The 25925-nt window shown below is 46.9% G+C and carries 25 protein-coding genes; 1 reads left to right on the forward strand and 24 read right to left on the reverse strand.

From position 1 onward, the window contains the following. Positions 1 to 185 precede the first annotated feature (185 nt). Positions 186 to 932, reverse strand: a complete 747-nt coding sequence (locus R7Q47_RS14290) for a carbon-nitrogen hydrolase family protein (RefSeq protein ID WP_005386971.1) — start codon at positions 930 to 932, stop codon at positions 186 to 188. Between the two features lie 717 nt (positions 933 to 1649). Here R7Q47_RS14290 and R7Q47_RS14295 point away from each other — a divergent pair. Continuing rightward, positions 1650 to 2612 (forward strand): integron integrase, encoded by a 963-nt coding sequence (locus R7Q47_RS14295; protein WP_318089185.1) that lies wholly within the window; start codon positions 1650 to 1652, stop codon positions 2610 to 2612. A 714-nt stretch (positions 2613 to 3326) separates the two neighbouring features. Here the strand turns inward: R7Q47_RS14295 and R7Q47_RS14300 are convergent. From R7Q47_RS14300 to R7Q47_RS14410, 23 genes are all read right to left on the reverse strand, one after another. Further along, positions 3327 to 4235, reverse strand: a complete 909-nt coding sequence (locus R7Q47_RS14300; RefSeq protein ID WP_318089187.1) for a hypothetical protein — start codon at positions 4233 to 4235, stop codon at positions 3327 to 3329. Between the two features lie 482 nt (positions 4236 to 4717). Beyond that, positions 4718 to 5530, reverse strand: a complete 813-nt coding sequence (locus R7Q47_RS14305; protein WP_318089188.1) for a hypothetical protein — start codon at positions 5528 to 5530, stop codon at positions 4718 to 4720. 413 nt (positions 5531 to 5943) lie between these two features. Continuing rightward, positions 5944 to 6216, reverse strand: a complete 273-nt coding sequence (locus R7Q47_RS14310; protein ID WP_318089189.1) for a hypothetical protein — start codon at positions 6214 to 6216, stop codon at positions 5944 to 5946. Between the two features lie 27 nt (positions 6217 to 6243). Continuing rightward, positions 6244 to 9144 carry a hypothetical protein gene (locus R7Q47_RS14315; protein WP_318089190.1) on the reverse strand — a complete coding sequence of 967 codons (2901 nt, stop codon included), beginning with the start codon at positions 9142 to 9144 and terminating at the stop codon, positions 6244 to 6246. A 54-nt stretch (positions 9145 to 9198) separates the two neighbouring features. Then, positions 9199 to 11958 carry a host specificity factor TipJ family phage tail protein gene (locus R7Q47_RS14320; RefSeq protein ID WP_318089191.1) on the reverse strand — a complete coding sequence of 920 codons (2760 nt, stop codon included), beginning with the start codon at positions 11956 to 11958 and terminating at the stop codon, positions 9199 to 9201. Then, complete coding sequence (locus R7Q47_RS14325) at positions 11915 to 12337, reverse strand: hypothetical protein (RefSeq protein WP_229631743.1); 423 nt, start codon at positions 12335 to 12337, stop codon at positions 11915 to 11917. Before R7Q47_RS14325 ends, R7Q47_RS14320 begins: the two co-directional genes overlap by 44 nt. Then, positions 12334 to 12786: a DUF1833 family protein gene (locus tag R7Q47_RS14330; protein WP_229652147.1), complete on the reverse strand. Its 453-nt coding sequence runs from the start codon at positions 12784 to 12786 to the stop codon at positions 12334 to 12336. Before R7Q47_RS14330 ends, R7Q47_RS14325 begins: the two co-directional genes overlap by 4 nt. Positions 12787 to 12796: 10 nt before the next feature. Then, positions 12797 to 13348, reverse strand: a complete 552-nt coding sequence (locus R7Q47_RS14335; protein ID WP_206959157.1) for a hypothetical protein — start codon at positions 13346 to 13348, stop codon at positions 12797 to 12799. Beyond that, positions 13348 to 15600, reverse strand: a complete 2253-nt coding sequence (locus R7Q47_RS14340; protein WP_318089192.1) for a hypothetical protein — start codon at positions 15598 to 15600, stop codon at positions 13348 to 13350. The genes R7Q47_RS14335 and R7Q47_RS14340 overlap by 1 nt, the downstream gene beginning before the upstream one ends. Beyond that, positions 15581 to 15865: a phage tail protein gene (locus R7Q47_RS14345; RefSeq protein WP_025500496.1), complete on the reverse strand. Its 285-nt coding sequence runs from the start codon at positions 15863 to 15865 to the stop codon at positions 15581 to 15583. The genes R7Q47_RS14340 and R7Q47_RS14345 overlap by 20 nt, the downstream gene beginning before the upstream one ends. Before the next feature lie 65 nt (positions 15866 to 15930). Then, positions 15931 to 16401, reverse strand: a complete 471-nt coding sequence (locus R7Q47_RS14350; RefSeq protein ID WP_318089193.1) for a phage minor tail protein domain-containing protein — start codon at positions 16399 to 16401, stop codon at positions 15931 to 15933. Positions 16402 to 16404: 3 nt separating this feature from the next. Then, on the reverse strand, positions 16405 to 16908 hold the full coding sequence (locus R7Q47_RS14355; RefSeq protein WP_318089194.1) for a phage tail tube protein: 504 nt from the start codon (positions 16906 to 16908) through the stop codon (positions 16405 to 16407). Positions 16909 to 16910: 2 nt separating this feature from the next. Continuing rightward, the gene (gpU, locus tag R7Q47_RS14360; protein WP_140333131.1) at positions 16911 to 17360 is read right to left on the reverse strand and encodes a phage tail terminator protein; all 450 of its coding nucleotides are present in this window, start codon (positions 17358 to 17360) and stop codon (positions 16911 to 16913) included. Further along, the gene (locus tag R7Q47_RS14365) at positions 17350 to 17982 is read right to left on the reverse strand and encodes a phage tail protein (protein ID WP_318089195.1); all 633 of its coding nucleotides are present in this window, start codon (positions 17980 to 17982) and stop codon (positions 17350 to 17352) included. The genes gpU and R7Q47_RS14365 overlap by 11 nt, the downstream gene beginning before the upstream one ends. Next, positions 17979 to 18269 carry a head-tail joining protein gene (locus R7Q47_RS14370; RefSeq protein ID WP_318089196.1) on the reverse strand — a complete coding sequence of 97 codons (291 nt, stop codon included), beginning with the start codon at positions 18267 to 18269 and terminating at the stop codon, positions 17979 to 17981. Before R7Q47_RS14370 ends, R7Q47_RS14365 begins: the two co-directional genes overlap by 4 nt. A gap of 8 nt (positions 18270 to 18277) precedes the next feature. Then, positions 18278 to 18769 carry a hypothetical protein gene (locus R7Q47_RS14375; protein WP_171343090.1) on the reverse strand — a complete coding sequence of 164 codons (492 nt, stop codon included), beginning with the start codon at positions 18767 to 18769 and terminating at the stop codon, positions 18278 to 18280. Positions 18770 to 18833: 64 nt separating this feature from the next. Further along, on the reverse strand, positions 18834 to 19871 hold the full coding sequence (locus R7Q47_RS14380) for a major capsid protein (RefSeq protein WP_262644340.1): 1038 nt from the start codon (positions 19869 to 19871) through the stop codon (positions 18834 to 18836). Positions 19872 to 19912: 41 nt separating this feature from the next. Further along, positions 19913 to 20254, reverse strand: a complete 342-nt coding sequence (locus tag R7Q47_RS14385; protein WP_005376958.1) for a head decoration protein — start codon at positions 20252 to 20254, stop codon at positions 19913 to 19915. Between the two features lie 13 nt (positions 20255 to 20267). Then, positions 20268 to 21620 carry a S49 family peptidase gene (locus tag R7Q47_RS14390; protein ID WP_318089197.1) on the reverse strand — a complete coding sequence of 451 codons (1353 nt, stop codon included), beginning with the start codon at positions 21618 to 21620 and terminating at the stop codon, positions 20268 to 20270. Beyond that, positions 21613 to 23169 carry a phage portal protein gene (locus R7Q47_RS14395; RefSeq protein WP_213874740.1) on the reverse strand — a complete coding sequence of 519 codons (1557 nt, stop codon included), beginning with the start codon at positions 23167 to 23169 and terminating at the stop codon, positions 21613 to 21615. Before R7Q47_RS14395 ends, R7Q47_RS14390 begins: the two co-directional genes overlap by 8 nt. After that, positions 23169 to 23378 carry a gpW family head-tail joining protein gene (gene gpW / locus R7Q47_RS14400; protein ID WP_005424556.1) on the reverse strand — a complete coding sequence of 70 codons (210 nt, stop codon included), beginning with the start codon at positions 23376 to 23378 and terminating at the stop codon, positions 23169 to 23171. The genes R7Q47_RS14395 and gpW overlap by 1 nt, the downstream gene beginning before the upstream one ends. Next, a complete protein-coding gene (locus R7Q47_RS14405) occupies positions 23375 to 25351 on the reverse strand; it encodes a terminase gpA endonuclease subunit (RefSeq protein ID WP_005424533.1) in 1977 nt (658 codons plus the stop codon). The genes gpW and R7Q47_RS14405 overlap by 4 nt, the downstream gene beginning before the upstream one ends. Continuing rightward, positions 25251 to 25841, reverse strand: a complete 591-nt coding sequence (locus tag R7Q47_RS14410; protein WP_318089198.1) for a hypothetical protein — start codon at positions 25839 to 25841, stop codon at positions 25251 to 25253. Before R7Q47_RS14410 ends, R7Q47_RS14405 begins: the two co-directional genes overlap by 101 nt. Between the last annotated feature and the right edge of the window lie 84 nt (positions 25842 to 25925).

Genomic DNA, 25925 nt, shown 5'->3' on the forward strand with positions numbered 1-25925 from the left:
AACGTAAGTACCATTGCAACCCAGTCGATTCCATAGTACTGAAAATATCCCATTTTTCCTCCAAGCACATAACGCCCAATTAAGGTGTGAAGCACGCTGCCACAAACTCAAATTGAACACCGTAATCACTAAACTTGATTCAAACTAAAAATGCCAAGCGTGCTGAATCACTCTTAAATTGTTTGTTATGTTTTAGTAGCCTCGAGCGCATTGCCAGCAATTGTACACAAAACCAAACCACTTTCTTTTTCGCTAGAGCTAATAACGAGCTTCCCAAATGAATCCCAAACTGAACTTTTACCACAAGTTTCCCAACCACCTGTTTCTGATATATGGTTGCTTAGAAGTACAGGGATTCGGTGTTCTAAAGCAATTTCGGATAGAATTTTAGAATCAGGGGTAAAGCCATTACCAGAAATTAGAGCACTTACAACATAAGCATCCGCACCGAGCTTTTTAACCCGCTGAGAATGTTCCGGTGTTGTGAAGTCGGCACAAATAGCCAGTGCTATTTGATGCCCATTAACAGTAAAAAAGTAATCGGTCGTCCCAAAAGAACAATACTTCTCTTCGCCTTCATGCAGATATTGCTTTGAATAAAATTGGACTGAGCCATCGGGAAAACAAACTACCGCACCTATTGTTGGCTTTGAGGAATTGTTAGCTTTTAGCGGACAACCTGCAATAACTATAATCTCATTTTCAACTGACGCTTGAGATAGTTCTTTAAAACTCAACGGCTCAGGCGAAAAAGCCAGCTCAGCAACCAAGTCTAGCTCATAGCCCGTCAATGATAATTCCGGAAAAATGACAACATCAGCTTTGTAAGAAGATGATTTCTTGATCATTTTAATATGATTTTCAATATTCCCACATAAGTCGCCTCTCACGATCGGGATTTGAGCCAAGCTTATAGTTACACCAGTTTTCAAGTTTCCTCCTTAACACATAACGCCGCATTAAGGGGTGAACAACGCCACCACCCAACCTAAGCTATTGTGCCGTAAACACTAAAGCTGATTCAAACCAAAACTGCCAAGCGTTGTGAATCCCTCTTAAATGCTTTGTTAGTTGCCAGACCTAACGCTTTCATTTGAAGTGGATTGCCGCTTTGCTAACACTTGCTTTACGTGTATTAAAAACTCAAATCAGGCGCAGCTTCAAAGCGCCTGTCACTGAAACCACTTGGGACTCAAAGCGCCGTAGAAAACGGACTAGCAACACCAAAAAAATCTTTTGAGAAGACAATATTACAAAGCTGACTTTCAACAAGCAAATCGGTTTCTGAAACAGAAAATCCAACCTCAAAAGAAACCTGAGAACGATTTTCACGAACCCGAATGATTCAAAATTGAAGTACGAAACGCCACTAAAAACATACTGATTTTAACTCTAAACATTCTGCTTTAGCTGCGTTTTCCTCGTTGGCAACTAACGCTTTCTATACGGCAATTTGCCTCCTTTCTAGCAGGCTACCGCCCTCTTTCTGATCAAAAGCGCTATAAATCGTAGCACCTATATGCATGAAACAAATAGAAAAACAGTATGAATATGTGTGGTAGCGCGCGCAATTAGGCGGCGCACAGCACGCTAATTTCAAAAGTGGTGATACATTAACGTAGCTGTATAAATAAACAGGTTAATTTATCATGAAAAGTCAGTTTTTACTTAGTGTAAAAGAGCACATGCTTACTCGTCATTATGCGAATAAAACCATCGAAAGTTATCTATTTTGGATAAAACGCTTTATCACTTTCCAACAGCTTGCCCACCCTTCAACACTAGCAGAAGATGATGTAGTTCAGTTCCTGAGTTACTTAGCGGTAAAAGAAAAAGTTGCGGTAAAAACGCAAGCTTTGGCACTGAACTCAATATCATTTTTATATCGTGATTATTTCAAAACTCCACTATCACTTGATATGAGATTTCAGAAATCCCTGACCGAAAAGAAACTTCCCGTTGTATTAACTAGGGAGGAGATCCGACGATTCGTTCAACATATCGACCCGAGGTATAAACTCCATATTCAGCTGCTTTATGGCTCAGGGCTTCGAGTCATGGAGTGTTTGCGCTTAAGAGTTCAGGACATCGATTATGATTATGGCGCAGTTCGTGTTTGGCAAGGAAAAGAAGGTAAAAATCGTACCGTAACGTTAGCAAAAGAGCTACATGAGCCGCTTAAAGCTCAGGTTAATTTAGCAAGAGATTACTATTTTAAAGATAGACACATGCCTGGTTATGCGGGGGTATACATCTCTGAAGGTTTACGACGTAAATACCCAAAAGCGGAGCTAGATTTTAACTGGCACTTTTTATTCCCATCAACAAAGTTAAGTACAGATCGGGACACCGGAGAGATCAGAAGACATCATATCAATGAAAGTGCAATACAAAGAGCGGTAAAGCGCGCAGCAACGGATGCGTGTATCGAGAAAACAGTAACATGCCATACACTCAGGCACAGCTTTGCCACACATTTATTGGAGTCTGGTGCTGACATTAGAACAGTACAAGAGCAGCTTGGTCACACCGATGTAAAAACCACGCAAATCTATACTGCAGTCTATCGTGTCAACCACAAAAGTTCATCGCAATTGGTGAACCCAAAATAAACCATTTAAAATCAAAACACTAAAACACATCACACCACATTGAATTGCTCCCTATGAATTATTGCATGATCAAATTAAGTTCTAAACATCCATAATTACTTGCTTAATTTGCCCCATCATTGTCCCAAATATGCCCCACTTCTCGCGACTAGCAGCCACCTTTTGCATGGTTTCGAACACTTCTATACCAACAGCTTCGGATCAATTCCAAGCTCAGCACAATTCACTTATTTGTATGCTGAAAATGAACATGATGTAGAATTGCCAGGTTATATTTACCGAAAGGAAAAGATCTACTTCTATCCAATCATAAAGCCTTTGGTCAGCAGATAGGAAGCAGCTACGACTATACAGCAACAATGAATTGGTAAGACTTTGAGCAAACCTTTGCGAAGAGGTAGAGATGCCACACCGGAATCAGTATCAACTTAGACACATTTACGCCAGCTGGGAAATAAACAATGTGAATGTCGATGTCATTTACCTAGATCAACAGATGGACTGCTCAGATATTGAGATAGAGGCCAAGGTCTACGTTAACTAGTTGAAAGAACCTAACAAGAAAGAGTTAAATCGGTTTTGGCCAGAGCTACAGAGGTTTAAATGACCTTTTATGGCTCACTTTTGGACTGAAACGATTAGACCGAACCCAAGTTTAGTCTGACAGCACCAACAAAATAGGGCGCTGTCAGCTCAGACATGAGTCAGTACAATTTAGCTTTCGTTTGTGTTGTGATTCTTTTTAGTCGATGTTCTAATTATTTTATCAAACGCTTCACTATTTTCTAATTTGACACGGGACGTTTTCTTGTACACCACGTCTGTTCTTACCCTATCTTGTTTCTTTTTATTGCGCTCATTTACATCTCGTTTAGAAATGATTTCTTCAGGTTCTATGCCATCATTAAAAAGAATATTTTTATAATCTTGTAGTTTGGTATTTTGCTCTTCTTCTTTAATAGCTCTTTGATAAGCAATAAATTCCTTCATAGTCATTGCAGTAAAACAGTTTGAACTTATTCCAATGGCAATTCCAAAGTCTGGTCCTCCTAAGGGGCTGTTAGGTGAGCGGCGCATACCGATTTGTTTTTTTAGCGTGAAATCATTTATATAGTCGAAGAATGTGTCTATATCTATACCCATGGAGAGTGTTTTCTCCACTGCCACACCTGACTCGGGTGTTGAAAAATATCGATATGATTTGAGCTGAAGCAACTTTGAGTCATCTAACTCACCATATACGATAAAGTGATGGTTGATACCATCATCTGTAGCTCCGTATTTTTCGCAAAGAATTTCCCCTGCCTTTTTATAATTTAATTCTTGTGGATCGGGAAATTTCACGATTTCAGACCTTCTCATGGCTTCAATGCCCTTATAATCACTTATCCCCTGAATTCCTCTTTTGAACTCAATAGCTATCCACCTTGCATCTTTGGCGAATGTATAATCGCCCAGCCTCTCATGATTACCTGCTAACGGCATTGCAAATTCATAATGATTTAGGTGCTTTGAAACAAATAAGTATTCGATGGTTTTCTCCCACCAAATGTCTTGCTCTGATGGAAGAATTGGCTCAACGCCAAGTGGAGTATGATCTCTCTGACTTAATTCAGGTTGCATATGTATCTCTAAAAATAGGAGTTATTTATCCAAAAAATGTTTACGTTGGGGGTAAAAGAAACTGTTTTACTAGGTGTGAGCATTATAAATTCTTCTAGATGATCTCCTATTAATCCATTGGTTTACTTTGAACGAACTAGTCCCCAGTTCAAGGTGTGGGTGTAAACCTCCCCTATATCATTATGGGTTGGGTCCTATGAAACCACTTTAAAGATAAACAGTTGAAAAGTAAGGTCCAAATGATGATACATATAGTCAACTGTGTTCTATCAAATCCGACTTAAGAATGAGACTGACTTATTTTAGGGTTAAACCACTTTATCTGATTTGCCCTAACTCGCCGAGTCCAGAAGCGAGTCATAAGCCTAGACAAAAGTGTGCTTGGGTAAAAATGCTATCTAAATGCATAAGCGTCGTCGTTATCAAATAAGCATTATTTGTGGTAGCTCATTAACCCTGTTGATTACTGCTGGCTTCTAAGGTTAAAGTTGCCTTCTACCAAGTGAAACCCATTTATCGATAGTTTTGCCATTCTCTTGAACTTCTCGCATTTCATGCAACTCAACCCAAGTCCCCTTAAGTCGCACTTCCTGTTCAAGTATAAGCTGATGCTTACCAAAGATTTTTTTTACCATCCCCTTCGGAAACTTAATCAGTTCAACCGGAACGTAAATGGTTATAGCAGAATTGTAATAGCTCGTTGTCTTTTTCCAGAACTTTAACTTTTCGCGCAACCTTATTAACCCTTGCTTAGAATCTTTTGAATCTTCAGGTCTGCCGTAATGCCCCCATGTAACTTTCGTGGGATGATCCATCTTTCTAACAAACCAACGACCTAGTGCAGTTTTTCCTAGGAAACCAGAAGACTTGTCAGGATATGGTGTTAATACGCCCGAACCTATCTTTTGATTCAAAACTTCACTAGTAGCTTTGTGAGTAAAGGCCACATACTCGCGTTTCTGAAAACTCTTAAGGAACCTAGAATTATCTTTTGAAGCCCCTTTATCTAACCCAACCCAAAATAACGGAAATACCAAAAGTAGTGACACAATTAAAATGTAATTAGCGTAACGTACTGGAATCCAATCTGAGTATGTCATTACTGCTGATACAGTTAAAAACTGTACAGGGCCTATTAGAAATCCGATTATTTTTGCTGCATTTCGATTGATGAATGACGGTTCTTTTTTTGTTCTTATTTCTTGTGCTTTTTTAGATTTGTTATCATAAACATGCCTATTTTTGAGCTCACACCTTCCGGTGTCTATCTCAAATACTCTCTTAATATCTGACACTTACTAAGATGTGTTGGCTTCGCAAGCAAAGCTTGCAAACCTCTATACAACTACTTAGTACAAGAATATTGCACTTGTTTAGATGCTCGTAGATGTCAAGCCAACGTCGATGAGATGACTTGTAGTGACTCTTAGAATAGCGTTATATAGCAGAGAGTTTTTCAATACAAGCTATTGATCTTATGAGACATTACATTCCCCAGCAACCAGCCTCCAGCCATGTATTCACTTAATCTCATATTAATGGTATTGATCCAGTTAAGCCAAAATATGGCTCATACGTTTCTGAGGAATGATACTTCTATCAAGAAGATGGGTACAATGTGAGATAAAAATTATTATTTTTTTGGGCCGTTCGTTGAAGTGTTATTTTCGTTTTTTTGGTCTAAATAGAGTTTATTTGAAAATGAACCTCAACAAACGCCCCACAAGTAGGGTCGGTGTTCATAGTAAAACTTGCGTGATTCACTTAGCTCCCATTCAAACGCCTTTCGGCAATGGTCCTCCTGCTTGAATAGCTTCAAGAAAAGCCAATCAATCAGCTTGATGGGCGAGCGCTTACCTTGTCGCACGCGGATGTAACTCCAACCGCTAATAGTGAGATCAGACTGACCAGTAAGCAAGTGCAGCACAAACATGTTCAGCGCCAACAGGACGCGCATAAACAGTGCAATTAATCGTTTCATAATGCCTCTTAGATTGTATGGAATGTATTAACTGGTTGGGATCGGGTCTGTTTGAACCGGAGCTGCTGAAGATGGCACTTCCCACATAGGGTTGGGGGCTTGTCTTAACCAAAGCATGTTAATGGATTCATCGTCATAAGTGCCGCCCTTCTCTAATAGGTTGCCCATCGAACACATAAACCCAGAAGCGTTAATGGTTGTTGGCTCCGCGTATCCTTCAAGCTTTGAACGGCGTATCGTGTTCAAATTAGCGATCCATTCACCAGCTAAACAAATCTGTGAAGTTTCTGACGGCATTGGCCAGATTTCACTATTTGTGATGCGTCTTGTCCCTCCTGCGTTAACGCTGACTCGTGGCTGTAGGATTTTGGAGTTGGAAATGGTGAGTTCGTGATTAAAGTAAGCGTCATAAAACGTGCCTTTCGAGTCTTCAATCGACACTTCGAATTGACACAGCGAATTTTCCATGCTCGGCAGACCATATTGATCGTACAAACAAAAATCCACTAAGGAGTACTTCTTCAACGCATTAACACGTAAAGCGTGCTCGGGGTAATATTTAACGTTCATCAATTCCCAATCCGCCATTTGGTTTTTAATGCCTTTAATGACGACTTCACACCTCGATGGATAAACCTTGTCAGCATCACTCCATACTGGAGGCCTATCTATCACAAACCCATGTAAATAGGTCTTTTTATGGCTTGTATCAAAGTCAATTCCATCAATAACGATTGAGCTTGGTAAGCGGAATCTTCGGCTGTACTTGCCGCCGATCCAAGCGCCGTAGATATTGATCTCTTTCTCATCGCTTGGAGGGGCATGCATATATCGCACTTTTGCTCTTAGCACTTTCCATTGCGTTCCCAACGTCAAGGTGCCAAGCGCACTGTACTCTGAGCTCAAGCTAGGCGAGTAAATGAACTTGAAGCTATCCTTTGAAGATTCTGGGTCAAACCAAATTTCTGGGTCTTTGATAACGATACTGCCTCGCCACCAATAACCATAAGATGAGCCTGAGCCTACTAACCAACCAGACATGTACGAGACTTCAACACCATCCACACCCTTAGTATATTGCGGATACAATTTGACATTATCCAGCAATAACTGGCCGTCTCCATAAGTCACGTTGACGCCATAGCCGTAGAACTCAGAGTCTCGAATGGTGACGTTCCCCATACCAAAGTGAATGTCCCAACGATTTATTTGCGAGTTGGTGACATTGACATCTTTTAGCCAGTTAGACCCCGTAATTCCCCAACCACCATTGCCTTGAAATCGGTTTATAGTAAGGTCAACCACGTTAGAGCAGCTGATCATGTAACCATAAGCACCGTTACCATAATGACCAAACCCAATAGCATCGCCATCTGCGGTATCAAATGCAATTTTGTAACAACGCTTCACACTGAACAGCTCACCAACACCATCTGTAGCCATGATGTTTCTTGCAACACGACGAACACTAAACTCCTTAATATCCACTTGATTACGGCTAATCGAAAATTTAGGGATGTACTCTGAGTCAAAATTCAATGCAATATTGAAGTTTTTGAATGTTAATGTGCTGTTCTCTAAAGGCTTATAGACAGCGCTAGTGATTTGTCCTGGTCGTAAGTCTGTGATCAACTGACCGATCATGTTGCCATCACGCAGTAAGGTGAAACTGTCTTGAGCGTAAATGAAATAGTTATAACCCACCCTTTCCGTTAGGATGTGGTCCGTTGCAATGTATACGTAAGACTGGAGTGCTTCATGATCATTGCCAAGACCAGGAATATAGGTGGTGCCCGTTTTTAAGTGTGGACGCATCAAGTCAATAAGCGCCTGTGAAAGTGGTTGCTCTTCCTTACCTTTACTTGGTGTAATGCTAATCCATGGCGCGGTGCCCGTTCTAGCTAGAACATACTCTGAACCATTAAGGTTGGTGTCGCTGTGCACATCAATGCATCCAGCGCCTTGAATGAGATATTTGTCGCCATCCCCCTCGACGGGCAAGTTGTGAAAGTTGGCGTATGCGTGAGCATCAATGAGGTTCTGAATGCAATCCACCTCCCCTCCACCCACAGCCCCAAATTGCTTGTAAGTAACAGGGGATTTTGGGGTGCGTACCAATAAACCGTTTTTCACTTCGTACTGGCAACCGCCACCATCATATGGGTTATAATAGCCAAGAGTCTCAATAACTGAACCTTCTCGGTATAGCCCTGCCAACGCTTCTTCGTTGGCCCTAACGAAAGAATCCTTACGAATAAACGTGGTAGATTCAACCCATGCTCGCGTCGCACTGGAGATCTGATTCCCAATGATTACTGAGTCATCAGCCAAGGTCACGACAAGGTGGCGATCACTGCTTTCAACAAACGATTTTACCGTCAGTTGCAATGAGCCATCATCAATTTCCCAAAGTTTGCCAAAAGCATTGATTTTAGGGTATTGATGCTTTTCATCTGGAATCAATACCACCCCATTAACAAGATCAATGGGCTTGCGGCTGAACACATCGTTCAATGTGTCTGACTTGTCTGCCGTGTAAGGAATCCAATTATCATCCGGCCCTTCCGCTGTCATAACGGCTGGAACCGTTTTTGGCAGATAGGTATGATTATCCGTCCAACGACGTTGTTGATTAATATTGATTTCGCTACTGCCAGCCTCCCAAGGTTTTATGCCTAGTGCCTTAGTGCTGAGTTCATTTCGTTCACTCTGCCAATTTTGGCGAATGTTCGCGCTGTCATTTTTCCATTCGTTCTGCAGGCGCATCGACTCTTGATCCCATTCTCGACTGATTTTGGGGAAAGACTTTCGATACCCGGCAGGGGTCTGCACTTCTTTATCCGTATGCGCAATTTCATCAACAGACTTTGCGGCACCTTCTATTGTGGTTGTTGCAGCTAGAGTGCGTTGTTCAATATTCTGGGTCATGAATAAACCTCATAAAAAAGCCCAGCGCGATGGCTGGGCATTGAGTGCTTGAGTTTATGCGTAGGCATCCACGCGAGGGTCGTCTTCGATAGCGGCGCAGCCGACCTCGAACTCCCCTTTCTGTTTGACTTGTTGCAGGATGCATTTCTTGTACATGGTGTCGGCTTGGCCAAACATGTATTCGCTTGGCTTTTTGCCCTTTTCACCCACAGCGATGATCTTTTCGGTTGGCTCATCGACCAGAATGACAATATCTGGCGCCTCAGTCGGCTCGACTCGGTACGGGCCATGCGTTCCTTTGTTGCCTCGGTTAAACAGCAAATAATGCTGCTTACCTGGTTCCCATTCCAACAGTCCCGAAAGCTGCAGGTATTGATTGCCATCGGCAGCGTTTAGCGTTTCGATCACCTGCCCCGACGCGCCCCAGCTCACCGCATCGTGCGCTACCGGAATCACATCACCATAGTTCGACTCCCATCCATCCATATCCGTCGTGAAGTCGATGTTAGTGCGGCGGTAGGCTTGAACGGCAGCATGGAATAGCCCTTCCCTTTTGGCCTGCTCTTCGTTGGTGACAAAGTTCAGCTTAAGTGGGTTCGGGTTGTAGCCGTTCTGCCCTGGCAAGGTGCACAGTAAGGTTTCAGATTTTCTTGACTGAGGATTGAACCACTCGACTTCGACGCCGTCGTAGTCATCTTCCTTGACCATGTCGATGTCGACAGAAAAGCTGTCTGGCGTCATGTTCACGGGTGAGTATGGTTTGCACAGAGTCTCTCTTGGCTCATCGCGCCACATGCTGACCGTGCCAAGCTCGATGCGTGGGTAAGCGCGTCCCGTTTCGAGTAGCCTACGTAGCGCTTCCCAAAACGTGGTCGGTTGGTCAAATAAGCCATCACACTTATCACCTCGCGATCCCCATTTGTCTCGGTAAGCCAGCAAGGTATCTAGGTCAATGGCATCGTCTTCTAGCCCTGCCCCGTACACATCATTGCGGCAAGCATCAATGACCGCATCCGCAATGGAGCGAGTTGGCTCTTCTACATAACTGCCGTCGTCTTGGCGAACAGGCAGGATGCGCGTCGAATCATTCCAGTATTGGCTATTGGCCTGCTGACTGAGCGAGTTGGTGGCTTTGATTTTCAGCGTGATGATGGACTCTTTTTCATTCGTATAGGTTTTCTGAATGACGGACTTCAGCCCCATCCACTGCACTTCATCGAACACCTTCGTCGCTTTGGTGACGGTGCTCAGACGACGACAGCCCACTTCCCAACGCCCTGGTGTTAATCCCATCGCCTCTTTCAACCAAACGGTGATGCGCTGCGGCGTGTTATCGCCTTTTGTCAGGGTTAACTTATGGGTTTGATAAGCCTGATTCGTGCCCTCTGGCCGTACACGTACTTGCCATTCACACGTTCGAGCATTGATATTGCTATTTTTGTTCATGGTGCCAAGGCCGCGAGGGAAGATAAAATCCAGCCCCACATCAAGCGCGGTTGCATTGCTTGGCACACTAAGAAAGTCACCCACCCATTCGGCTTCTCGATCCCGTTCTAATACCGATATTTCCGCACTAGGACTATCAATCGTGGTAAAGCCTGTCCAATCGACCACTTCTTCCAATGTGGCAGAGTCAACCAAGGCTAAGGTGCCGTTACTGTCTTTACACACATAAGTACCATCGTTGCCCACGGCTTGGTATATGCGTACATACACGTTACTCATAGGCTGAAATCGCGTGACTTCGGTGCCACCATCGGTCTTTACTCGAATACGATTACCAGGGCGAAAAGCGGTGACGATAAAGGTGCCTGAGTTGACGCCTGCACCAGTGATCACAATACGGTCATTGTGCGCCAACATACCCCAACCCAGCGGGTTCTCAATTTCGTCCGGCAGCTCTTCAGGGTCGATAACGTCTCCATCATCGCCCATATCATGAAAGTGGATGTTACCCTCAAAAAAGAGACTGTCTTTGGATGTGGAAGTAATGACCACATGCTGACCCGCATCCCACGGCCACTTATCTCGGCGCATAGTGGAGGTGTAATCACCATTGCCCATATGAATGCTGTAGTTAGACCATAGCTCGACTACCTTGCCACGAAAACGCGCTTCGTTGCTGCTGGTCTCTGCGACCCAATCCGAGGTCACGCCATCGAGCTTTAAGCCACCTTGACCATCGGATGAACCGACCTCTTTGGAGGTCCAGACGATGTGATGGAAATGATCCACCACTTCACCAGGCTTATATTCTCGGATTTCAATGTCGGGGTTATCTGGTTTGATTTCCGTCTCACCAATAACGTGCCGATGGTAAAGAAACTTGCCAATGCCCTGAGAAAAGGTCTGGTAGTAATACTGCTCGTTGTTTTCGTACTCCCACCAATCCGGTGCAATGATGTCAGGGTAATGCGGCATGCGCCCATAACGAACTGGAACGGGGTTGCCAAGTTTTGGCTTGTTGCCTTGGCCATTGTAGTTGTACACCGAGCTGGCTTGCTTGGTGTTCTGGTTGCTGCTCATGTCTGGCATGTTCATGTACATGTAGACGGCAGAGGCCGCAGACAGCGCAAGGGCGGCGTAAATCAGCCAATCAGCACCAATACCCATTTTAGGGCGAATACTTACCACATCACGCTCGCTGATGATCACATTGAAATCATCGAGCCGGTTAAAATTTAAAGTGGCATTGAAGGTTTGGTTTGGGAAGTGTTTTTCTAGCCAATCCGACAAGCGAGTGCCAGCATCGACAGTATGAACCTTGCGTTTATCCTTTCGTATCGGATGTAGAAACTCGACAATGTGTGGCATGACGATAAAACTCCACGGTATCAAATCGGCGGCGGAACTGGTTTAACGGTTCAATCTTGACGGTGCAGCCAAGGGTATGGATGACATAACCTGGCATTTGCTCGGCGCTGAATACACCGCAATGCCATTTGCCTTTACCAGAGGCGGCGACCATGCACAGGTGCTCTGGCTTTTGAATGGGTTCGATTAACTGGCCTTGATAGCCATCAATCAGCTCATGGGCGTAGTCTGGTGTGACAAACTGGTCCATATGCTTGGGCAAATTTTCAAGATGCAAGAAACGCTGCCATGCCTCACGCACAAGCAGGACGCAGCCGTCCACCGGAAAGTGACCATCTGGCAGCGATTTAAAGTAAGCAATCATGGATGGTTTACTCATATGTACATCAACCCTGGGTGCGTAACGTTGTTGTAAATCGGGCGCATGAAGCGGCGGTTAGTCAAATCTTTCCATGAGTTCGTGAGGGTCACGGTCATGGCAGTGATTTTTGCCGAGGACATGGTGAGTCTTATTCGCTTGTTGCGCGGCTTGCTCAAGTCGTCGGTGTCGTATTCGCGGTAAATGCTCACGACTGGAATCACGGGTTCGTGTCGCTTGGCGGTTTCAATCGCCTTAGAGAGCGTGAGGTCTGTATTGGGCGCGGCCACGGTCAGGGCTTCTTGTCCTTTGGTTGCCTTGTCGGGCAACTGAAAAGCAAACTGGCCTGCTGTGAACCACACCCACTCGCCTGACTCAATTCCGGCATGTAGGTCAATTCCGTCCTTCACATAACGCAACACCCCTCCTGGTAAGGAGGGGTGCTGATATTCAATCGTTGCTATGATCACGTTTGCCTCGCTATGGCATTTTGAATACGGCCTCTTCGGCAGCTAACGCGGCCTTTTCGATGCCAGATAAAGTATCTCGGGAAAGTACGCGAGCGGTGTAGCGCTCCAGTTTTAAAGCGCGGAAGGTTTGCACTTTGGCTTTAAGTTCCCATATGGAACCAAAGTCTTTGCGACCACCTTTATAAACGAATGGGGTGTCCTCGCCTGGTGTGGCGGTAAACTGGCACTTATGTACTTCAAGGTCGTAGTCGCCCGTTCGAAGCGGCAAATAGAACCACTCCACGCCTGCTTCCAGTTCATTGAATACCCAACTCTCGAATACCTCTTTTTGCTCTCCGGTGAACCGGAATGGTAAGACAAATTCAGCAGGGGCTATGCGAGAGCGACGACGCATGGTGGCCAAGCCCAAATCCATCTTTGAGCGTATGACCGTTTTGCCATGTTGATACTGATACCCTTTGGATTTTGGCAACGGCAAAATGCCGTTACCAAAATACTTGCACGGGTAAAGGATCACGTTCGGGTTCAATTGTGCCAACACTTCAGGTTTGATGGTTGCCATTATTTGAATCCTCCTGGCTGAACGCCAAGCGTTTTAGAGATGTAGCTAAAGTATTTCCCACCACTTTGCGCATCCTTCATCATGATGTTGAGGACTTTGTTCTCGTCATCAATCTCAGCGTGAGTACCAGGCTCAGCTTCATGAATAATGATGGTCCAAGGTTGGGCGCTCGCTCCGCTCCCGTTCGCGGCCATGCGGTTTTGGTAGGCCATGGTCGGGTCGTTGGCAGCAAATGGTTGACGATACATTGCCATGGTGGCGCGGTACATTTGGTCAATGCGTCGCGCTGACTCGTTGGTGTAGACTCGCTCACCTGCTTTTAACGTCCAGTTTGACTCACTGCGACCTGCAAACATTGGCACTTCTTCAATGCCGTTGTGCGCCATGCCTGCGACAGCTTGCCCCATGATTAAGCCTGCGCTGGCAGCAGCCAAAGTACGAATGACCATTGCTTGACCAACACCTGCAATTGGACCCAAACCGATAGGCGGTGGAGCCAGTGCAGCCGTAGCGGCAACTTCACCTTGCATATAGACCTGAGCAGCAGCCATGGCTTTTTGCGCAGCGAATGCCGCCTTTTGAATGAACGAGCCTTGTTTGGCGGTTTGTTCAATCAATGATAGGCCTTGCGACGCTAAGCCAAACTTCATCGAGAGGACGGATTGCTCAATACGTTTTTCCGTATCGGCTCGCTGTTTGGACGCACGCTCTGCCGCTTTGGTTTTGGCATCTTCTTTTGCGATATAAGCGTCAATTTCTCGCTGAATCGCTTCATCTTGCTTACGCTCAAAATCTTCAAGCTCGGTGTCGTAGAACTCTTTCTCGCGCTCTTTGTACTCCGCTTTGATTGCAGCCAGTGACTCAAAACCACGCTGCTCAATTTCTTGCTCTGAGAGTTTGAGGTTTTCAATATCTTCAAGGCGCTGCTCATGCGAAAGCTTTAGTTTTTCGCGTTCATCAGCGTATTGAACATCGAGCGCAGCAAGGCGCTGTTGACCTGCCTGTTGTTGGCGTGCAATCTCTTTTGCACTGGTCGAATCGCCAGAACCGTCGTCATCATTGGCAGGCTTGACTGATGGCTGAGGCACGTCGTAGTTCATGCCAAAGCGCATTTTGTTATAGCGCTTTTGAAGCATCGCCTGTTCTGCCTGCGCAGCAGCGAGTTGGCGATCAACTAAACCGGAACTGGCGTTGAGGTTGAAGAGCTCATTTTTACTTTTACCAAGAGGGTTGTAAGGTAACAAGTCTTCAGTATCAACACCTTCGTACCCCTTAAATTGTTTATCTAACTCTGCCTTTTCTTTAGTTAGCTTGGTTATCTCAGAACGCAGCTCTGAGAGCCTTTTACTCAATCCATTTTCAGTTCTTGGGTTGTCTGACCAACTATCAAACAGCGATCCCCAATAATCGGTGGCCACCACCATTTTGTCAGTGAACCAATCAATTTGATCACTGGCTCCAAGAACGGCGTTAGCAAACGACTTTTCTAGCTTGAGGCCAACGTCCTTGAGCTTTTGGTCCATTTCTTTGAACTTCTCAATGTCATACTCCGACATCGATACGTTCAAATCATCGAACTTATCCGTTAGTTCGTAGAGTTTTTGCCCTTGCTTATCGAGCAATGGCATTAAGGCCGAGGCATCGTTGGCAATGCTTTCCAGATAGAAAATCTGGCTTTTCATCGGCACGTTGGCTGCGTCCATCGCAGTCTTGACCGCAATCAGAGCTTCTGGACCGGAGAGTTGTTGGAGCTTCTCAATCGTGAGGCCGACTTTAGGCGCGATGTTCTCCATAAAGTAGGCAAACTCACCGCCTTCATTCTCAGAGAAGTCACCTAGCTTATCGTTCACATCCTTGAGGATGTCTGCCATGGTTTCGCCACTGATGTTGTATTGCTCAGAGGCGTAACCCAAGGCTTGAATTTGTTCGACAGAGGTTTGGGAAACAGTGGCCATGCGCTCAATTTGACGCGCATGCTCCGCTTGACGGGTAATAAGGTAACCCGTTGCGCCAGCTACGGCACCAAGTCCGGCGGTCACCGCACCTGTAATTTCTAATACACCTTTGGCGGCAGTTTTTGCGCCGTCTGCGGTGCTTTCTAATGATTTGCTGAGGCCTACGTTTTCATCGTTTGCAGCTTTGGCTTCTTTGGTGTAGCCACGCAGCATCTTTTTGGCGTAATCCACGTCCTTCTGAAACTTGGCGGTTTCAGTATTGAAGCGGATATTAAAATCAGCTATCTGGGCACTCAATACGGAATCCTCCTGCTGATTCGCTCAATGCCATCAGCTCTTCATCAGTGTATTCGTGGGGTTCTTCGGGCTCGTCGGTCACGGGTAGGAAATCACGGTATGAAACAGGCTCGTCTAACTTCACTCCTGCAGCCATGGCCGTGATATTCCAGTTAGACGCACAACTAACAGCAAAGCGCCAGTTATCCATGTGATGTGAAAAGCCCTGCTCCGAGAAATACTCTCGCCATTCGATGACCGTTTGACAGCTAATGGAAGCCAGCATGGTTCGCCAACAGATATGACCAAACTCGCGAGCAAGGTCTTGGGCGAACCGCCTTTCAGCCCGAATTAAGCTTTTGGGTCGACAGGCTCCAAATCGTCTTCCTGCTCGCCGTCTTTTTCTGGCGTTTCTGGTTCAACATCTTCTTCACTGGATGGGGTTTCATCCGGTAATGGCATACCAGACAGCTTGGCCACTTCGTCATGAAGCTCTTTGATTTGCTCTTTAGACATGGCAGACATGATGTACTGATGGCGCTCATCAATATCATCAATATCGAAGTTCGTGCCATGAGCCACCAATCGAGCCTGCATGATGAAATTCAAACGGTTCCATTGGCGAGTGACCTTCTCCATTTTTTGCAGTTGCGCTTCTTTCTCTTCCTTGCTGGCTTTTTCTGATAACGCTTCAACCGACTCGGGAAAGGCCTGTTCTGAGCAGAAGTCCATGAAGTCGTAACGATCCAAACCAGACAACTGAGTGAGGGTGACTTTATCGTCACCCACAGGAATCGTCTTTTGCTTTAGAAATGTAGCCATGGATTAAACGCCCCCTTCTGCAGGCTGCGCTTGTTCAGCCAATAGCATTTCCGCGAGTTTTGGCTTGCCAACGTTTTTGAATTTGACTGAGCGAGTGATCTTCTCTTTAATTGTCACCGCTTTACCCAATGAGTTGATGTAGCCTGGGTAAACATCGACCGTGCCATTTGGGTACTTAATTCGATATTCGGTGACAGTGCCGCTATCAATATCATCCACGAGCTGCTGCTGACCTGGCTCCCCTGGTTTCCAAACTAGCGTTAAGTTAGTTTCACCTGCTGACTTCTGACCAGGCGTTGTTTTAGCCCAATCAGACTCAGGATCGTCTAGATGGTCATCTTCTTCGTCTTCAACGGTGATCTCACCTAGTTGAAGCTCTTTAACACCTGCTAATTTGTCCCATTTGGTATCTTCAAGATAATCTGCAGGAGCAGTCAGTTCGGTTGCGTCTTTCAAGCGCCAAAACGTAGTGCCAGCGCCTTTGATTGCTTGAGTTGGGTCCGACATGATTAAACCTCTTCGGTGTATTCAATAGTAAATGCCAAGTCCAGCGTTCCCCATGGCTGCTCTTCGTCTTGTGCGTATCCAAACGATTGACGATTACAGAGGTCGAGAAGACCGTTGGCGGTGTAATGTTTGGTGATGATCTTGAGAACTTCTTCACCTAATGCGTCGAGCTCTTGCTCCGTGTTGTTGTCTGCAACCAGGTAGATTCTGATAGTCAGCTCAGAGCGCCATGTGATTTCTTCAAAATCTTCTTCAACGCACTGGCCTTCAGAGACGGAGACTGAAATAGCAGGGATGTCCGTATCATTCTCTTCAGCTTCAAATTCGGGAACCGCGATGTATCTGGGGTTGCCATTAAAAAACGTTGCGATGATTGACTCGCCAGTCTCATCGACTAACCCTGCTTTCAAATCAGCAACGACTTGTTTGCGTATGGCGTTGTTAATTTCCACGACCAACCTCTCTGCGAATAACCAAGCGGATTTGTTGCTTCATCGCGCTGGACAGCTCTTTTTTCATGTCCGTTCTAAGCAACTCATCGCTGTGCTTTTTAAATGCTTTGGTGATTTCATTCACGATTGGCACCTTGCACACTTTGATGGGGTGCCTTGCATCCGAGACACGTTGCATGATGTGCCAACGACCGTTCTTCAGTTTTTGTAAGAAGGCGTTCTCGAATCGGTGCCGACCGACAACAATGGCGGTGTTACCGGATAACTCTCGCTTTTGGTAACGACCATTTCGGCCTCGGTTAACTCGGCTGATTTGGTATTGCCCTCGCTTACGCCGAATTTGGGTTCTAGCCGTATCGATAGAGATGGCAGGAACATCGAACCTGCGCACTCTGACAAAAGCCACTGGCATTTTCCCTGTGGCCTTTTTTGTTATCGACGCGCGAGGGCGAATAACTTTTTGCTTGATACGAACGGCTTTTGCGGTGTCTTTCACTGACCGAGAAACAGCTCGAGCAGCCACACGGTTAATCGCCATTGCACTGGCTTTCGGTACCGCGTTCCTTTGTAATGAAGAAAGGTTTTTAACGGCTATCGCCAATTCCCGATCAATGCTATTCATAAGACCACCACAATATTTCCGTCTTCTGGATAAGGGCCGCTGGTGACAGTGAGCTTTCTGCCCGAGGAAACGAACTCAATAGGCGTTCCCTTTTTCGGTCTGACATTGTCTGCTTTCTTAAATGTCAGCTTGCGAGCGATGCCTGCCATAGCGTCAAACTGGTTTAGGGATTCGTCATAAATGGCTTTGATAGGTTCTCCACCATTGACTTTCACCCAAACACCAAACGCTTCAGAAACCGTGTTATCCACCTCTTCCATTAGCTGGTCGAATTCGTTATCAAACATAAGCGGCCTTACATCGTCGCGACGAAATACGCCAAGCCTGCGTCCACCGCTTCCATCGCGGTTTCTTCATCTAAAAACGGCTTATCGCCACGTTTGAGCAGCACCGTCTTTTGGCCTTGCAAACACTGAAACGGCTTATCCACGAGAACTTGCACATTGCCTTTTTCATCGGCGTTGACTTCTGGCGGCTCACCATCGTCTAGAACCGTGGCATCATCGGGTAATTCGACCGCAGCACCGATAAGCACTTCCGATTTTTCGCTCGTTTGACTCTCGGTTTGCTCGCTTTGATCACCGGCAGTATGGTTAGCGTCATTTCCTTGCGTTTGCGACTGTGCTTCATCATCGGATTCGTCCATGTCTGGTAACTTGGCTTCCAAATCGTCAATGACTTTATTTAGCTGGGCTTCGGTCGTTTTGTCTGAATATTGCGGTTCAGTAATACCGAGCTCTTTGCAAAGCTCATCAACACGTTTTTTCAGGTTTTCTTTTCGGCTCATGATTGGCTCCAAAGTAAAAATGGGTCCGTGGACCCATTTTGCTTTTCGTTAGTGGTGGTCAGGATTAACCGACTTTGACGACAACAACTTTGTTAACGTCAATGAGGTACATCGCAGGGGCGGCTTCCGTTTTGGTGTAGCGAACTTCTGGATCGCCATTTTCCGTCCAATCTTTCACGTAGCGTTCGGCTTCATCAAAGCCTTCACGCTGAGCGGATAAGTCTTGGATTTGACCGTACAGACGCGCACCGCGCAGTTCGGTATGCGCCAAAATCAATGTGAAGTCGCGTTGAACTTTCTTCGTTGTGCCGTCACGGTCGATGTACTCTTCATCCACCACGATAATGGTGACATCGCCAAGATTGCCTTTGATGCTAACCGTTGCACCTAAGTCTTTTAGCGCGGTTTCAAGCTGAGAGTTAGAGCCACGTCGAGTTTCCAGCGCGTCATTGAACGTCTTGAACTTACGCATAAGTGCCCACGTTTTAGGGTCGGTAATGATGACGTTCGTCAGGCCTTCAGAAATCGCCGCCCAAGTTTCAATGTCACCAACGATGTCGTATTTCTCAACGTCTTGATTCGCCCACTGAGCCGCCGAAAGAAGCGTGATCATGTTGTCCGCATTTCGGCCTGCATCAATTTCGTAAGGCTTATCAATGTAAGGGCTGTCGATCACGGTTTTACCGTCGTAGACCATCTCGGCACACATCAGCTCTTCACGGTCACGAACCGCTTGCTCTTCGATGTCGAGGTTTTGCATCACAATCGCGTTTTGACGATCACCTGCCGACATAGAGCCTGTTATTGGCTCGCCTGGTCGGCGCTTAACGCTTTGGTTTGCCGTTACTGCGTGTTTTGACTTCACGTATGCAGGCTTAAAGCTTGAGGTTTTAAAGCCTTGATTGCGGTCTATTGCGGCACCAATCATCGGTGAGCAAAATGCTGCAATCTTGGTTTTATTTGGGATCATGTCGAGGTCGACTTTTTCCGTATCGAAGGTATACATCTCACGGAAGAAGAAGCGCATGAAGAAGTTGTCGCGACGAATCCCTGCTTCTTGAATGGCTCCAAGCAGTTCGCGAGTGGTGTAATTATCAGGCATAAGAAGCTCTTTTTTTTTCTGAATTCAAAGAAAACGACGAATTAGTATTCGTCGTCTACGAAAACTGGACTGCCAAGGAAAGCAGCGCGTTTTTGCTTGTTGGTTGTGACCGTATCTGGCCAGTTCACAAAACCGATACGAAAGCCACCCTGTAGGTAAACTGTCGATTCTTGGTCGCTGCCTGTATTCGTCACATCACGAGCCGAGATAGCGATGGCTTTGCCTGGTGTACCGTCCCATTCCACCAAAGTGGCGGCGTCAGTCGCGTCGACCATTAATGGGGTTCGAGCAGGAAAAGATACGCCCGTTTTGATGGTTGCTCGCGCCGTGACTGGTGCGCTAATAAACAGCTCATCTGGTGTGTATTCTGTTTGTTCTAACATGCGAGTTTCCTTGTTAAATGCGTGTGTATGAAGACGCTAGCGCTTTGATGTTCTTTTGTTCTTCGGTGACATCACCGGAACCAACATCATCACCAAGAGGTTCACCGTGCTCTGAGGCCAGTGCCATTAATGCCGACTCGTTTTGCGCAGTGGCACTAACTGGTACTGAAGCAAGTAAGGCCTTGGCTTCATCGACGCTAATTTTGGGGTTACTGGCAAGTTGCTGCGCGAGCGCTTCACGCCCTTTGGCTTCTTCTAGGCCAATAATGCCCATGCAGCGTTCACGCTCTTTTGTGGCTGGGTCCGTGGACTCATCACTTTGCGCGCTCGCTTGTGGCTGTTCTGGAGTGGATTGCTGTTCTTCAGCTGGAGTTTGTGGAGTCGCTGGAGCGGCGGCTTGTTGTGGATTGCCTTGCTCACCCGTTGAGACTGGTTGTTGTTCTGCTTGCACCGTCATAGCGGCTCCCATATCAAAGGTGGTTTGTTGTTTCTTGAACTGTTCAGCCATGATCTGAACGGCATCAAGACCGTTGACGACTTCGTTTGCGAAGCCAACATCCACTGCGGCTTGGCCTTCGTAGACCTGCGCCTCAGTCGATAGAATGGTTTTAATGTCGACGCCCATGTACTCGGCGGCTTTACCTGCGAACATTTGACGTGTGCTCTCTGCTTCGGATTGCCATTTCTCTCGCACCTCTTTCGGCAGAGATTGGTAAGGGTTGCCATCGGCTTTATGGTCACCTGCCGTCACAAGGGTGATTTCCACGCCTTGCTGATCCAGCATCTTCTCGATGTTGGTGTGCGCCATAATCACGCCCACCGAGCCTGCTATGCCCGTTTGAGTTATGAGGCGCCTTGAACACGCACTCGCAATCATTTGGCCTGCACTGCAGTGCATGTCGTAACCGAGGGACCAGATAGGCTTGATTTTGCGCATCTCTGCGATTTTGTAGGCCAAGTCAAAACAACCTGCGACCATGCCGCCTGGTGTGTTCATATCCAACAAAATGGCTTTGACTTCGGGGTCTGCGACCGCTTCTCGCAAGCGGTGCATAATGCCGTCGTACCCTGTCATCCCCGAGTAGGGTTTGATGTGGCCATACTTATGAACCAACGAACCATCAATCGGAATGATGGCGATACCCTGAGAGACTTGATAGCTGCGGTTACTGCTACGAGTCCGAGAAAAGCCAGAAGCGACTTTTTTCATGTCGTTCTCACGCAGGACTTGCCCTTCGGTGTCGGTTATCTGGACCACATTGCCGAGACGTTGGCTGAGCGCCGAGAAAAATACCCGAGCGTAACCAGCTTCTAAGGCGAGCGGCCTGTTGAATGTGTTGCTGATTAGGTGTTGTAAATTATTCATTTGAACTCTCGCTTGGGTTATCCGGTGCTAACGCTTGTAGCTTCATCCAGCTTGGCGGTGGCAAACCTTTCGATTTGCGCTCTTCCATCTCTGCCAACTGTTGATCAAAGATTTCTTGATAGTCTTCACCGAGTAGCGCGAGCTCTTTCTCATACGTCGATAGACCTGAGTCGATACGCAGTACGGCTTCTTTGACTTCTTTCAATCCATCGATGGCCAGTCGACCAGAGCCAATCCAGTCACACTTGGTCCAAGCGTTGCGGCGTTCGTAGAAGTTGAATCGCGCTTTGCTTGGCAGCTTGATGTAGCCACGCAAGATCATTTCTTCGAACATGAGTGCGAAGATTTGGCTGGCGAATCGGTTAGCAATGATTTTTCGTCGACCCATGAAGTAACGCCATGAATCGTTGTGCGAAGCACGAATGGTGCTGTAAGACATTTGCGCGTAATTGCGCGACAGCTGCGCGTAATCCACGCCCAATCCAGCCGCAACGTAGCGGATGATGGATTGCTCCAAGGCCGCGAATCCGTTATCAGCATTCCCTGCGCTGTGCAGGTTGATTTTGTCACCTGGCATGAGGTGAGGCAGTTTGACGCCGTTGAACTTGACCTCGTTGGTGGCGTAGTAATCGCCGTAGGTCATTAGCATCTTTTCGACCGCGCCATTTTGCTGCGCACCGAACAAGTACTCCATCGCTTGGTCCGTTCCAAGCTCTGACTCGATACTGGCGGCGTACATGGCGTTGACAATCGCTCGCTGTAACGTGGTGTTCTGTAAGGTGTCGAGCATCTTCAATTGCTCTAAACACGATAAGAACTTATTCACGCCACGACATTGCCCACCTTCCGATGGTTCAAAGATATGCAAGAACCCCATGCGCCCCGAGCGTAAACGCTTCGGTACTTCACGCCATTTCTTTGGCGAGCCAAAGTTATCGGCTCCTTCTTCAATGAAGTAGGAAATGGCTTCGCCATGTCGATTGAAGCGCATCCCACCACGCTGATGGGGTTTGTCCATCATGTAGTTGGGGTTGTTAACCTTGCGTGGCGCGACCATGCGAATGCAGGTTGAAAAGTGCGAATGGCGACGGTCTATCCATTCGGGCTTCGCCATGATTTCGCCCGTATGAGCATGGGTTTCAATGCCCTCTCGCATCATCATGGTGAACGTGCGGCGACCTTCTGCGTCGATAAAGCAGTTCGGGTCTTCGGCGATGTCACGAAAAATGGCTTCCACTTCACGCACGAACCCTTTGTCTGGATCGATGCCGAGCAATAGCCAGTTCGGTTTGTAACTGAGGCGAAATTCAGAGCCAATGATGTGGTCTTTGTGTAGCTGGATGCCGTTCGCAGCAATACCGTTATTGCGCGTGACATCGTCTGTTCTGGCGTTCGCCTGTCTCATGACAGGTAAGAAAGCAGCGTCTACCGATTTTGACGGAGGGTTCCAATCGCTCATCTGGCCACCAAACCCTGAACCGCCAGCTCGATACACCGCATCTCTTAATGGTGTTTGACCATCTGCAGCCAGTAGTCCGGTGTGTGTCATTAGAATGAAACTCCTGCAGGGCCGCGACGACGAACTGAGCTCAATCCTAACTGTCCACGCAAATCATCAATGTAGGCGCGAAGTTCATGGATGTTGGCTCGACTGTATTCAACTTTGCGGTCTCCTTTCTGTACGGAAACCGCCATCTTTCCTGTTTGCAAGCTATGAAAGGCGGCTTCGGCCTGTTGCAACATTTCTTGTTTTGTCATCTTGATCCACCTTTCAATCTCGCGGCCAATTCAGCGATGCTGAGACCGGATGTTTGTGGTTGTTCCTGAGGTTGTTGGGGTTGCGGCTCTTCCAGTTCGAGACCGAACCGTTGAGTGAGAATGTTGAGTGCCGCATACGCATACACCCATCCGTCTAACGCTTCATCAAATGGGTGGTATTGCTTCACCCATCGCCAAACTTGTCGCCCTGACTTGTCATGCTCTAACTTTTTATTGGCTGAGCAGAGCTGCTTGAAAAACTCATCACCGGCTATGTCATCGTCCAATGGAAAGTGAACACATCCAGGCACAGGTTCATCACCTTTCGGGGTTAAACCTAAACGGCTGTAAAGTCGTTGCTTGATACCGTCGGTACCTAGCCTAGTGAGGTAGACTTTTTTGTTGTTTTTCTTGCGAGGGAAGTTTTGTATCGGCTTGCCGTATTGGTTCTCACCTTGGATTGGGATCACCCACATCACGCCGTGCGTTCGACTCATCTGGTAAACGTCATCGGTTTTATGGCCCATGGCGTCCCAACACCAAAGCTGAACGTCCATCACTTGGCCACTGCGCTTTTTGTAGGTCCGATACAGCGCTTTTCCAGCGGCATCTTTTAATACCTGACTCGATAAATCCCCGAGAAGAACGATGTGCTCAACAAGCCAACATTCCTCACCTGGTCCCCACGCCCACACAAAGAGTTCGATGCGGTCATCCTGAGTATCAATGCCTCCGGTCAAAACCACGGCTCGCTCAGGTACTGGGTTACTGGTGCGACTCTCGGCCCACCATATTTCACGGCGCGACTTGAGATGCTCCCAATCTAGCTTCTCTCCGTTCTCACCATCCCAAAGCTCACCGAGCGTTAGGTTGACGAACGTTTTGAGCTGACTTGGGTCGTCTTTCTTGTTGAGGAAGTCACGCACTATGCCACGCCAACCTGCACTCAATTTGGTGTTGTATCCTGACCAAATGTGAATGCCGACGCTGCTTGGCGTTGGCGCTGGGTTGTCGTCTATATCAAAGAACTCATGGCCATCGCGTGTCCATGTGCCATCTTCGGCAATCCATCGACCTGCAAGCTCCATCTTGTAGAGGTGCTTGTAGTAGATAGGGTCGTCACAATGAACGCAGCTGTAATAAACCGTCTTTGATTTTTTCTCGATACTTGGCTGAGTGTTGTCCCACTTGAAGCCGTGTTTATCTTCTTTACTGCCCCACTCTAAAACCTGCTCGGTTCCGCAGTGTGGGCATGGCAGATAAAAGCGGAAAGTCAGCTCCATCTTTGCCATTAGGCGTTCAACGTGCGACTCACCTGTATTGGTTGGTGTGGTTCCCCACCTTGCCATCGGGAAAGCGGCACCTTCCAAACGCATTCGCGCAAGATCGATAGGGTTACCTTCTTTACCGACTTCCCAATCCCATCCGTCAATCTCATCACCGAACAACGCGCCTTTAGTCAGAGCGCGCATGTTTCGCGGTGTGGATGTGCCGAGGACATGCAGCGACCAGCCTGTTCCCTGTTTGTAGGAAACGGTGTTTCGGTGGTCCTTAGCGAATAAGGCAGGGAAGATTTGGTGCATGATTGGCATTTCCTGCCAAGCAGCATCAATCTCGGTGACAGAGATGTTTTTTGCGTCGTTCTCTGTCGGTACGTAAATCACGGTGTTGGTTTTGAACTGAGCATGCAGACAAGAGTTTGCTGCTATGACCAACTTTGACCAGCCAACACGAGCCGACTTTTGCATGGTCAGCTCGGATATAGCGCGGTTGCACATCATGTTGAGTGGCACAACCTGCAAAGGCAGTGTTTCCCAAAAGCCTTCTTCCTGAGAAGAACCAGCAGCTAACCGGAAATGCTTATTGGCCCACTCAGCTCCCTTGATGGCGATTGTTCTCCTCATCCCCATCAAGCCACGACGGACTTTCGTCTGGATCGCTGTCAATGTAATCGGAGAGGTTTGGTTGAACATCGGCACACTCATTTAATACAGCAGCAATCACGACCTCTAAAACTTCCACCGCTTCGGGTGGCATGTCGGGCCATGCGTTCTTTAGTTTCGGAAGGAGGGTGTCGAGGCGTGTGCCCACTCTGGCGCATACCTGTTCTAAGGTGTCGACGATGATATCTATTGGTGCGTAACTTTTTTCAAACAGTACGCGCTTGGCTTTTAGCATCGCCAACTTTTCGCGCCGTTCCTCTATCTTGAGATCGCGTTCTAATTTCGCAAACGCTTCCTCATCTTCTTGCTCGGTTTCCGGTTTTGAATCGGAGGCTTTTGATTGCGATTTATAGGTAATATAAGCATGGATACACGCAAGAGGATCGATACCATTTCGCCCTTTGGCGACAGGCAGAACCCCTTGTTGCGTAAGGTTTCGGACCTGTCTAGATGAAATGCCAAGAAGCGTCGCTATGTCCAACTGCGTGAACTTTTTGCTCGGGTTGAATAGTTCGCTCATTCATGGTTTTTGACCGGAAACCGGAAACCTCCAAAAATAAAAAATTTTTTAACGAGAGCTTTTCTGCGAGGTCGAGCCCCCGTG

This window comes from Vibrio sp. Vb0349 (assembly GCF_033338975.1).